Source organism: Pseudomonas sp. FYR_7, assembly GCF_043106155.1.
GTDB lineage: Bacteria > Pseudomonadota > Gammaproteobacteria > Pseudomonadales > Pseudomonadaceae > Aquipseudomonas > Aquipseudomonas parafulva_B.
The window spans coordinates 45,724-56,743 of sequence record NZ_JBICMI010000062.1 but is presented as its reverse complement, the minus strand read 5'-3'; the positions used below and the strand labels follow the sequence as shown (position 1 = coordinate 56,743).

At 61.9% G+C, this 11,020-nt stretch carries 11 protein-coding genes; 5 read left to right on the top strand and 6 right to left on the bottom strand.

The genetic code is table 11. The annotated features are described in order from the left end of the window. Nucleotides 1-183 carry a hypothetical protein gene (locus ACF8R3_RS16155; protein WP_392515885.1) on the bottom strand — a complete coding sequence of 61 codons (183 nt, stop codon included), beginning with the start codon at nucleotides 181-183 and terminating at the stop codon, nucleotides 1-3. 292 nt (nucleotides 184-475) lie between these two features. Here ACF8R3_RS16155 and ACF8R3_RS16150 point away from each other — a divergent pair, with 292 nt between their 5' ends. Next, nucleotides 476-1,840: a glutamine synthetase family protein gene (locus tag ACF8R3_RS16150; RefSeq protein WP_196126003.1), complete on the top strand. Its 1,365-nt coding sequence runs from the start codon at nucleotides 476-478 to the stop codon at nucleotides 1,838-1,840. Between the two features lie 25 nt (nucleotides 1,841-1,865). Beyond that, nucleotides 1,866-3,173, top strand: a complete 1,308-nt coding sequence (locus tag ACF8R3_RS16145) for an NAD(P)/FAD-dependent oxidoreductase (RefSeq protein WP_392515884.1) — start codon at nucleotides 1,866-1,868, stop codon at nucleotides 3,171-3,173. 72 nt (nucleotides 3,174-3,245) lie between these two features. Here the strand turns inward: ACF8R3_RS16145 and fadD1 are convergent, their stop codons facing one another. Both fadD1 and fadD2 read right to left on the bottom strand, forming a co-directional pair. Then, complete coding sequence (gene fadD1, locus ACF8R3_RS16140; RefSeq protein WP_058638074.1) at nucleotides 3,246-4,943, bottom strand: long-chain-fatty-acid--CoA ligase FadD1; 1,698 nt, start codon at nucleotides 4,941-4,943, stop codon at nucleotides 3,246-3,248. A 292-nt stretch (nucleotides 4,944-5,235) separates the two neighbouring features. After that, nucleotides 5,236-6,924, bottom strand: a complete 1,689-nt coding sequence (gene fadD2, locus ACF8R3_RS16135; protein WP_392515883.1) for a long-chain-fatty-acid--CoA ligase FadD2 — start codon at nucleotides 6,922-6,924, stop codon at nucleotides 5,236-5,238. 295 nt (nucleotides 6,925-7,219) lie between these two features. Between fadD2 and ACF8R3_RS16130 the strand changes: the two genes are divergently transcribed. Together ACF8R3_RS16130 and ACF8R3_RS16125 are read left to right on the top strand one after the other, a co-directional pair. Continuing rightward, nucleotides 7,220-7,690: a MaoC family dehydratase gene (locus ACF8R3_RS16130; RefSeq protein WP_058604229.1), complete on the top strand. Its 471-nt coding sequence runs from the start codon at nucleotides 7,220-7,222 to the stop codon at nucleotides 7,688-7,690. Nucleotides 7,691-7,752: 62 nt separating this feature from the next. Beyond that, the gene (locus ACF8R3_RS16125; protein WP_058638072.1) at nucleotides 7,753-8,142 is read left to right on the top strand and encodes a GNAT family N-acetyltransferase; all 390 of its coding nucleotides are present in this window, start codon (nucleotides 7,753-7,755) and stop codon (nucleotides 8,140-8,142) included. Here ACF8R3_RS16125 and ACF8R3_RS16120 read toward each other — a convergent pair. Both ACF8R3_RS16120 and ACF8R3_RS16115 read right to left on the bottom strand, forming a co-directional pair. Beyond that, nucleotides 8,129-9,088: a YihY/virulence factor BrkB family protein gene (locus tag ACF8R3_RS16120; RefSeq protein ID WP_058638071.1), complete on the bottom strand. Its 960-nt coding sequence runs from the start codon at nucleotides 9,086-9,088 to the stop codon at nucleotides 8,129-8,131. The two genes, ACF8R3_RS16125 and ACF8R3_RS16120, sit on opposite strands and share 14 nt — an antisense overlap. Nucleotides 9,089-9,245: 157 nt before the next feature. Further along, nucleotides 9,246-9,431, bottom strand: coding sequence for a CsbD family protein (locus tag ACF8R3_RS16115; protein ID WP_049695592.1), 186 nt, complete (start codon nucleotides 9,429-9,431; stop codon nucleotides 9,246-9,248). 217 nt (nucleotides 9,432-9,648) lie between these two features. Here ACF8R3_RS16115 and ACF8R3_RS16110 point away from each other — a divergent pair, with 217 nt between their 5' ends. Further along, nucleotides 9,649-10,029 carry a hypothetical protein gene (locus ACF8R3_RS16110; protein ID WP_058638070.1) on the top strand — a complete coding sequence of 127 codons (381 nt, stop codon included), beginning with the start codon at nucleotides 9,649-9,651 and terminating at the stop codon, nucleotides 10,027-10,029. Here the strand turns inward: ACF8R3_RS16110 and ACF8R3_RS16105 are convergent, their stop codons facing one another. Next, nucleotides 10,030-10,866, bottom strand: coding sequence for a S1 RNA-binding domain-containing protein (locus ACF8R3_RS16105; RefSeq protein ID WP_058638069.1), 837 nt, complete (start codon nucleotides 10,864-10,866; stop codon nucleotides 10,030-10,032). Nucleotides 10,867-11,020: the final 154 nt, after the last annotated feature.

Here is an 11,020-nt window from a genome sequence, read left to right as displayed (position 1 = left end):
CTACCGCGCGCTTAGAAGCAACAGCAACAGCAACAGCAACAGCAACAGCAACAGCAACAGCAACAGCAACAGCAACAGCAACAGTAGCAGTAACAGCAACGGCAACGGCAACGGCAACGGCAACGGCAACGGCAACGGCATACCAATCAAATGTTTAGCCAGCCACAAAGTAAAGGTTGCCATTCACTACTTTAATCCCCCTCAAGCGGCATGTGAGTATCGAACGCATGACTCCCGCCCAGCCCAGCTCACCATCGTCCAACCGCCCTTCACCGTCGAAGCCCAGGACGCTGTGCGGCGAAAATCCGTTGGTGCATGTCATCCTCGCCTTTTGGGCACTGTGGCACTGCCGTCACGCGCGCCCGCCCGACACCTCGCTTACGCCTGCATGACCTCACCCGGCCTGCATTGGGCCGTTTGACCCAGCCGGGCCGCCTGCACAGGCAGGGGCCTGAGCGTTCGCGAGCGAATGATTATGCACTTTGCACCTGTGGAGCAGGCCAGCCAGTTTCTGGCCGCCAACCCCGAAATCGATCTGTTTGAACTGTTCATCCTCGACGCCAACGGCGTGCCTCGCGGCAAGCTGCTGCACCGTGATGAACTGCTGGCCGTGTACCAGACCGGCCGGCCATTACCCAGCACCATTCTCGGCCTGACCGTAAACGGCGACGACGTGGAAAACTCGGGCCTGGTCTGGGATGTCGGCGACATCGATTGCCGTGCCTACCCACTCGATGGCAGCCTGGTACGCCTGCCCTGGCGCCGGGTGCCGACCGCAGCGCTGCAAGTGAGCATGCACCCACACCAAGGCCTGCCGGCCAGCGTGGCCGACCCGCGTCATGTACTGTTGCGCACCGTCGAAGCCCTGAAGGCCGACGGGTACCACCCCGTGATGGCCTGCGAGCTGGAGTTCTACCTGCTCGACCAGCAGCGCGATGCCCATGGCCATCCGCAACCGGCGCTCGACCAGGACGGCGCACGCCCTCGCAGCACTCAGGTGTACGGGCTGCGAGAGCTGGAGCAGATCGAGCCGTTCCTGGCAGACCTGTATGCGGCCTGCAAGGCACAGGGCATACCGGCGCGTACGGCCATTTCGGAATACGCCCCAGGCCAGGTGGAGATTACCCTCGAACACGGTGATGCCGTGCAAGCGATGGACCAGGCAGTACGCTACAAGCGCCTGGTCAAAGGCATCGCCCACGCCCATGGCATGCAGGCCTGCTTCATGGCCAAGCCCTTCGGCCACTTGGCCGGTACCGGTATGCACATGCACCTGAGCCTGGCCGACAGCGCCGGCCGTAACCTGTTCGCCAGCGAAGATCCGGCCGGCACACCGCTGCTGCGTTACGCAGTGGCCGGCATGTTGCAGCACCTGCACGCGTCGCTGCTGCTGTTTTGCCCCAATGCCAACTCCTTCCGCCGCTTCCAGGCCAATAGCTACGCGCCCCTGTCGCCCACCTGGGGCGTGGACAACCGCACGGTCAGCCTGCGGGTGCCGGGCGGGCCGGCCAATAGCCGGCATGTTGAGCACCGTATCTGCGGGGCTGACGCCAACCCGTACCTGGCTGCCGCCGCCATGTTGGCCGCCAGTCACAGCGGCATACGTGATCAGCTCGACCCTGGCGCGCCGATTCAGGGCAATGGCTATGCCCAGGCGACCGAACACCTGCCAACTGACTGGCTCACCGCGCTGCAAGCCCTGGAGCAGTCGACCTGGGCCCGCGAAGCACTGGGCGATGCGTTTCTTGGCGTGTACCTGAAGGTCAAGCGCGCCGAATACCGGCAATTCATGGCCGAAGTCAGCGAACAGGACTGGCGCTGGTACCTGCACCAGGCCTGAGCCCCACACAGAACAAGGATTACCCATGAACGCAGCAGTGAACAAAGGCCCGGCGCAACGTGCGCCGTCCTACTACACCGCCACCCTCAACGACCTCACCACCTACCCCCAGCTCAAGGGCACCGTGCAGGTGGACGTGGCAATCATCGGCGCGGGCTTCACCGGCTTGGCAACGGCCGTGGAACTGGCCGAACGCGGCCTGAAAGTCGCAGTGCTCGAAGCCAACCGGGTGGGCTGGGGCGCCAGCGGGCGCAATGGTGGTCAAGTGACCGGCAGCCTGTCGGGTGACGAAGCCATGCGCGCACAGATGCGCAAGCGGCTGGGCAGCGACGTGGATGATTTCATCTGGCACCTGCGCTGGCGGGGCCACCAGATCATCGAGCAACGGGTGGCCCGCTATGGCATCGACTGCGACCTCAAGCACGGTCACCTGCACGCGGCCATGAAACCCTCGCACCTGGACGAGCTACGGGCTTTCGAGGCCCAGGCACAGCGCCATGGCATGGGTGATCAGGTCGAGCTGCTCGACCGCCAGGCGATGGCCGAACACCTGCAAAGCCCCCTGTACTTGGGCGCCCTGAAGAACCGGCGCAACCTGCACCTGCACCCGCTGAACCTGTGCCTGGGCGAAGCCCGCGCCGCCCACAGCCTGGGCGCGCTGATTTTCGAGCAGACCGAAGTGCTGGAAATCGTGCACGGCCCTCGCCCTGCCGTGGTGACGGCCCATGGGCGTGTGGACGCGCGCCAGGTGATGCTGGCAGGCGATGTCTATCACAAGCTGGAAAAGCGCCAGCTCAAGGGCAAGATATTCCCGGCCATGGGCGGCATCGTCACCACGGCGCCATTGGGCGAGCTGGCAGCGCAAATCAACCCGCAGGACCTTGCCGTCTACGATTGCCGATTCGTGCTGGACTACTACCGCCTGACGGCCGACAAGCGGCTGCTGTTCGGCGGCGGCGCCAACTATACAGGGCGCGACTCGCGGGACATCGAAGCTGAATTGCGCCCGTGCATCGAGCGTACCTTCCCTGCCTTGAAGGGCGTGCCCATCGCGTTCCAATGGAGCTGCGCCATGGGCATCGTGGTCAATCGCATACCCCAAGTGGGCAAGCTTTCGGACCATGTCTGGTACTGCCAGGGCTACTCCGGGCACGGCATCGCCACCAGCCACATCATGGGCGAAATCATGGCTCAAGCCATGACCGGCACCCTGGAGCAATTCGACACCTTCGCCCAATGCAAGCATGTGCGTGTGCCGATGGGAGACGTGTTGGGCAACCCGCTCCTGGCAGCGGGCATGTGGTACTACCAGATGCTGGAAAAACTGCGCTGAAGCAAGGACCGCCCGCCCTGCGAGGCCTCGTCAAAAGGGGCTGCAGGGCGGTGGCAGGCGGTGCGCGCCAGGTCAGGCGCTTTTCTTGAGGTTGAGCTTCTTGAGCTCTTCGTCGCGCAGTTCGCGACGCAGGATCTTGCCGACGTTGGTGGTCGGCAGGGTGTCGCGGAACTCGACCAGACGTGGCACCTTGTAGCCGGTGAGGTTGGCGCGCATGTGCTCCATCACCTGCTCTTTGGTCACCGTCATGCCAGGTTTGACCACGACGAAGACCTTGATCAGCTCCCCGGATTTTTCATCCGGAATGCCGATGGCCGCACACTGCGATACGCCAGGCACCGCCGCTAGCACGTCTTCGAGTTCATTGGGGTAGACATTGAAGCCGGACACCAGAATCATGTCCTTCTTGCGGTCGACGATACGCATGTAGCCGTCAGGCTGAATCAGGGCGATGTCGCCAGTCTTGAGCCAGCCTTCGCTGTCGAGAATTTCGGCGGTGGCCTCCTCGCGCTGCCAGTAGCCCTTCATCACCTGAGGGCCCTTGACGCACAGTTCGCCCACTTCGCCCAAGGGCAACTCGTTGCCGGCGTCGTCGACAATCTTGCACAGCGTGGACGGCACCGGAATACCAATGGTGCCTACCTGGTTGGCCTGCGCGGGGTTCACGGCGGCCACCGGGCTGGTTTCGGTCATGCCATAGCCTTCGCAGATGGCGCAGCCCGTCACCGCACGCCAGCGCTCGGCAACGCTCAGTTGCAGCGCCATGCCGCCGGACAGGGTGATCTTCAAGGCCGAGAAGTCCAGGGCGCGGAACGCATCGCTGTTGCAAAGCGCCACGAATAGCGTATTGAGGCCCACGAAACCTGTGAACTTCCACTTGCCCAGTTCCTTGACCATGGCGGACAGGTCGCGGGGGTTGCTGATCAGCACGTTGTGGTTGCCGATCAGCATCATGGCCATGCAATGGAAGGTGAAAGCGTAGATGTGGTACAGCGGCAGCGGGGTGATGAGGATCTCGCACCCTTCCTGCAGGTTCGAACCCATCAGCGCCCGGCACTGCAGCATGTTGGCTACCAGGTTGCGGTGGGTCAGCATGGCGCCCTTGGCCACACCGGTGGTGCCGCCGGTGTATTGCAACACGGCCACATCATTGGCTTGCGGGTTGGCCTCGGTCACCGGCTGGCCCTTGCCCAGGGCCAGGGCATCGTTGAAGCGCACGGCGCTGGGCAGGTGATAGGCCGGCACCATCTTCTTGACGTACTTGACCACGCTGTTGATCAGCAGCCGCTTGAGCGCAGGCAGCAGGTCTGCCACTTCGGTGACGATGACGTGCTTGACCTGGGTCTTGGGCACTACCTTCTCGGCCAGGTGCGCCATGTTCGCCAGGCACACCAGCGCTTTGGCGCCGGAGTCCTTGAACTGGTGCTCCATTTCCCGGGCGGTGTACAGCGGGTTGGTGTTGACCACGATCAGGCCGGCGCGCATGGCGCCAAATACCGCCACCGGGTACTGCAGCACGTTGGGCAGTTGCACCGCGATGCGATCACCGGGCTTTAGGTCGGTATGCTGTTGCAACCAGGCGGCAAAGGCACCGGAAAGGGTATACAACTCACCGTAGGTCAGGGTCTTGCCCAGGTTGCTGAAGGCCGGTTTGTCGGCAAAGCGCTGGCAGGATTGCTTGAGTACCGCCTGGATGTTGGGGAATTCGTCGGGATCGATCTGCGCCGCGATACCGGCCGGATACTTGTCCTTCCAAAAATGGTCGATCATGCAAGCCCACTCCTTCAGCAACAGCGAAGTTCGTTTCACGCGTCGAGGCGTTTATTATTGATATGAGATGACGGCCTGATGCAAACCAGATCATCTGAAAGCGGGCCGAGAGTAGCAGCTTTGCCGAGGGTCTACTAGAGCCCAAAGCGGGCTTGACAGTCACAAAGGTGACTCAATGAATACTTCGGGTCACGTTTAGAGTATTTGACTTAATGAGCCGGTTAGGCCACCGGGATGTGCCGTGCGCCAGGCCCTGGCACACGGCACATCTTCCTTGTCGCGGGCTATCGATTTAGCTGGCGTCACGCAGTTCGCGCCGCAGGATCTTGCCCACCGGCGTCATCGGCAGCGCCTCGCGTAGCACGATCTGCTTGGGCACTTTGTAGCCGGTAAGGTTGGCCTTGCAATAGGCCTTGAGCTCCTCGACATCCACCCCCCCTTCGCGCGGCACCACGAACAACTTCACCGCTTCGCCAGAACGCTCGTCTGGCACGCCGATGGCGGCACAGTTGGCGACTTTGGGATGGCCCATGACCACCTCTTCGACTTCGTTGGGGTACACGTTAAAGCCCGATACGATGATCATGTCTTTCTTACGGTCGACGATACGGGTAAAGCCGTCGGGGTCGATCACGGCAATGTCGCCGGTTTTGAACCAGCCTTCGGCGTCCAGTGCCTCGGCCGTGGCCTCGGGTTGCTGCCAGTAGCCCTTCATGACCTGCGGGCCCTTGATGCACAGCTCACCGGGTTCACCCAGGGCCAGCTCGTTGCCGTCGGCATCGATCACCTTGAAAGCCGTGCCCACCACCGGGATGCCCACCGTGCCCAGCCGCGCCAGCGTGCCGTAGGGGTTGGTGCTGGCCACGGGGGACGTTTCGGTCAGGCCGTACCCTTCGACGATGCGGCAACCCGTCAGCTGTTCCCAGCGCTCGGCCGTGGCCTTGACCAGGGCAGTGCCGCCGGAGTTGGTGACCTTCAATGCAGAGAAATCGAGCTGGCGGAACCCGGGGTGGTCCATCAGCGCGACGAACAGGGTGTTGAGGCCCAGCAACGCAGAAAACCGCCACTTGCCCAGCTCCTTGATGAAGCCTGGTATGTCCCGCGGGTTGGTGATCAGCACGTTGTGGTTGCCGGTGACCATCATGCACATGCAGTTCGCGGTGAAGGCATAGATGTGATAGAGGGGCAACGGCGCGATCATCACCTCTTCGCCGTCCTTGAGTAGCTTCTGCCCGTCCGGCCCATGCTGGGAGAAACAGGCCAGCACCTGCAGCATGTTTGCCACCAGGTTGCCGTGGGTGAGCATCGCGCCCTTGGCCAGCCCCGTCGTGCCGCCGGTGTACTGCAGCACGGCGATGTCACCCAGGCTCAAGGGCACAGGCGTGGGCACACCATCGCGGCCCTGGCGCAGTACCTGCTTGAACGACACGGCCTGGGGCAGCACATAGGCTGGCACCATCTTCTTGAGCTTGTCGACCGCGGTGTTGACCAGCCAGCCTTTGAGCGTAGGCAGCATGTCGCCCATCTTCGCCTCGATCAGGTACTCGATACCGGTATCGGGCAGGACCGTCTGCACACGCTTGCCGAACAGGTTCATGTACACCAGGGCCCGGGCGCCGCTGTCCTTGAACTGGTGGCGCATTTCGCGCTCGGTGTAAAGCGGGTTGGTGTTGACCACGATCAGCCCGGCGCGCATGGCGCCGAACACGGCGATGGGGTACTGGAGCACGTTGGGCATTTGCACCGCGATGCGGTCGCCCGGCTTGAGGTCGGTCTGTTGCTGCAGCCAGCAGGCGAAGGCGGCCGACAGACGATCGAGGTCGGCGTAGGTCAAGGTCACGCCCAAATTGCTGAAGGCCGGGCGATCGGCAAAGCGCTTGCAGGAGCGTTCGAACACCTCGACCACTGACGCGTAGGCCTGCATGTCCAGGGTGGAGGGCACGCCCGCCGGGCGCTTGTCATTCCAGAAGTCGGCTTGCATTTATTGTTGTTCCTCTGCCGGGACCTGCACTGCGTCCTGTAGTCCAAGTGCCTGCGCGCTGACTATGCACAGGCGTTGGTTCGACGTTAGCAGGTAAGCCAGGCACGGCCCAGTCATCAGCGCCTGCCATTAACATTGTGAATCTTATTTGTGCCCTTCCTGCAATTTGCTCGACTGTGGGTACACTGACGTGGGCGCAAAATGTGATCCGGGGCCCCCCGGCAAGCGTCTCACCCGTCTGGCCGACGCCCTGCGCGCGACCGGCATCCGACCTGTACTGCTTAAGGAAGCCCTGATGTCCCAGCTCAGCAACACGCCCTACGAAGCCCTAGAAGTCGGCCAGAAAGCCGAATACACGAAGTTGGTCGAGGAGCGCGACATCCAGCTGTTCGCCGCCATGTCCGGCGATCACAACCCGGTGCACCTGGACGCCGAGTTCGCGGCCAAGAGCATGTTCCGCGAGCGCATTGCCCATGGCATGTTCAGCGGCGCGTTGATCAGTGCGGCGGTGGCCTGCACGCTCCCAGGCCCTGGCACCATCTACCTGGGCCAGCAGATGAGCTTCCAGAAGCCGGTCAAGATCGGCGACACCCTGACGGTGCGCCTGGAAATCCTGGAAAAATTGCCCAAGTTCAAAGTGCGTATCGCCACCAACGTGTACAACCAGAACGACGAACTGGTCGTGGCAGGTGAAGCCGAGATCCTGGCACCGCGCAAGCAGCAGACCGTGGAACTGGTTTCCCCGCCGAACTTCGTGGCCAGCTGAGCACCGTCGTGCCCTCACGGCCGCCTGTGCACTGCACCCGGCTTTCAGCCCCGGAACAGCGGTTGCTCGACCACTTCTATCGCCAACAGGGTTCGCGCATGCGCGCCCCTGCGCAGGGCAAGCTCTGGGTGGCCAGGTCGCCGGGCATCATTGCTGGGTTGTCTCTGAGCGAGGTGGAGAGTGGTCAGTGGCTGACGGGGCTGTTCGTGGCGCCTGATCGGCGCTCGGAAGGCGTGGGTATGCAGTTGGTCGCAAAGGCTCTGGAGAACGCCTGTGGCAGTACGTGGTTGTTCTGCCATCCAACGCTTGCCAACTACTATGCACGCCAGGGGTTTGCGCCGGCTGGTGAGCTACCCCAGTCGCTGCGTGACAAGCTCCAGCGCTATCAGCGCAGCAAGGCCCTGATAGCGCTGGAGCGCACTGCTTATCCGGGGCAGTTCAGCGCGGGGTAGGTTCAACCCCCGCCGCGTCGTCAGTACTGGGGCGCTCCTGGCCCAGCACCTTGGGCTTTTCGTCGTCGCGGGTGCCATCGAAGTCTTTTTCGCCTGGGTCCTTGCCCTCGGCCGACATGTGTTCAATCACCGCATTCATCTCCGCGCCCAGCAACAGCACGGCAGCCGAGATGTAGAAGTACAGCAGCAGCACGATGATTGCCCCGATGCTGCCATACATGGCGTTGTAGTCTGCAAACGTCTTCACGTAATAGGCAAAGCCCAGCGACGCGATGATCCACACTACGACCGCCAGCACCGAGCCCGGGGTAATGAAGCGGAATTTCTGCTCCACATCAGGCATGACGTAGTAAATAACCGCGACCGCGACCATCAGCAGAATCACGATCACCGGCCAGCGAAGAATGGTCCACAGGGTGACGATGAACTCTTCCATGCCGATCTGCGCCGCGATCCACTCCATGACCTGCGGGCCCAGCACCATCAGCGCCGCGGCCGCCAGCAGCATGCCTGCCAACCCAATGGTGTACAGCACCGACAGCGGGATACGCTTCCAGACCGGGCGACCTTCCGGCACGTCGTAGGCCGCGTTCATGGCGCTCATCATCAACCGCACACCGGCTGAAGCCGTCCACAGGGCAATGACGATACCCACCGACAGCAGGCCACCTTTGGACTGCTGGAGTTGGTCGATGACAGGGTTGACCTGCTCAAGGGCCTGGGGCGGCAAGACCAGCTCCGACTGCAAACGCAGCCAGGAGAAGAAGTCCGGCAGGTGCAGGAAACCGATCAGGGCAATGAGAAACAACAGGAAGGGGAACAACGAGAAAAGGGCCTGGTAGGCCAATGCCGAAGCATAGGTGGACATTTCGTCATCGAGGAATTCGTTGACGGTGCGCACCAGTACGCGGTGCAAGGGTAAGCCCTGCAAGGCGGAAAAAATCATAGCGTCTCCTTTCGCCGCTTGATCGATCGGACGTTCAGTCTAATGGACCCTGCGCTTGGGGTGCTGCTCCCGGTAATCATGCAACGGCTTTAAATAATTCTGCCTGTTACCGCCCCCTGCATCGAAACGCAGAGGACGGCTCGGCAGGCGTGAGTCATTACTTGGTCAGGTCGTCGACCTTGTTTTTCACGTCGCCTTTGACCTGTTGGCCTTCGCCCTTGATTTCCTGGGCCTTGCCTTCGCCTTTGAGTTTTTCGTTGTCAGTGAGGTTGCCAACACCTTGCTTGATGTTGCCCATTGCCTCGTTGGCCATACCTTTAATTTTGTCTCCAGTACCGCTCATGGCAAAACTCCTGTGAGGTAGCACGCGTATCGTGCCGACAGAAGGTTGACCCAGCCGCTTGCACAGGAGTTTCAAGAAATTTGCGTCAACAAGCCAAACGGTTACAAACGGTCGAAATACAGTCCCGTAAGGCTCCGTTGCGAGCCTCAAACCTTGCCCGGCAAGGTGCCACCCCTCACAATGCGGCCTTTGAAGGCTTCGACCCGCAGGAACCTGCATGAAACTCGACAAACCCGCTGCCATCGCCCGCCGCAACAGCACACTGGCGCGCCCGGTACTGACCAGTGCCAACACGCTGTTCGCCACCCTAGACTCCAAGCGCAATTTGTGGTGGTTCGAGGTCCCGGTGGCCTTGCTTCGCAAGGGCCAGCCCGATTGGGTCAACCTGCTGTTGCACACCCCGCTGACCGATGAGCTCCAGCACCTGAAGGTGCCGGTCAACTTCCTGCGGGCTCACCAAGAGCAGATGGAAGTGCGCAACCCTGGCAAGCGTCGCTCCACCATCAGCCTGGCCCTTAGCGCTGACCGCGACTCGCTGCTGCGCGACACTCGCCCCGGTGGTGATCAGCTGGACTTCAACACCTTCGTGCAGGGCTGATCAGGCTTTCTCGATCCGGTCGTCATGGATGACGATGCGGCCTTGCTTGAACAGCCCGCCGATGGCCTTCTTGAAATTGCCCTTGCTGACATTGAACAGCTTGCTGATCAATGCAGGGTCGCTCTTGTCGGAAACCGGCAGCACCCCACCCTCGGCCTCCAGGCGCGTCATGATCTGCTCCTGCAAGCTGTCGGACAGCGCAGCGCCCACTGGCTGCAGGCTGAGCGACACTTTGCCGTCAGCCCGCACTTCCTTGATGTAACCCTGCTCGTGCATGCCTGAGCGCAGGAACTTGAACACCTCGTTCTTGTGGATCAAGCCCCAGTGACGGTTGTTGATGATGGCCTTGAAACCCATCGGCGTTTCGCCGGCCACCAGCAGTTCCACCGGCTGCCCAGGCTTGTAGTCGGCAGGCGTGGTGTCGAGGTAGCGGTCCAGGCGCGAGGTGGCGGTGATGCGGCGGGTGCGCTTGTCCAGGTACACGTGCACCACGCAGTAGTCACCGATCTTCAGCGGCCGTGCCTCTTCGGAATACGGCATCAGCAGGTCCTTGGGCAGACCCCAGTCCAGGAAGATGCCCGCACCATTGATGTCCTTGACCTTGAGGCTGGCGAACTCGCCCACCTGCACCTTGGGCTTCTCGGTGGTGGCGATCAGCTGGTCTTCGCTGTCGAGGTAGATGAACACGTTCAGCCAGTCATCGACTTCAGTCTCGGCACCCTTGGGAATGTAACGGGACGGCAGCAGGATTTCCCCGTCGGCACCGCCGTCCAGGTACAGGCCGAAGTCCACGTGCTTAACAATTTGCAAACTGTTGTAACGCCCAAGCAGAGCCATTTTCGAACATCCTCAAGTCAAGGCGGCTATTTTCCGGATAGACCCGCCCTGGTGTCAAAGCCTGCGGTCGGTTCATCGCCATCCAGGCCTCCACGCGCCATCCGGTGGAACCGCAGGTGTTGTGCTGCGTCTACCCATTGGCTGCCACTGCAAG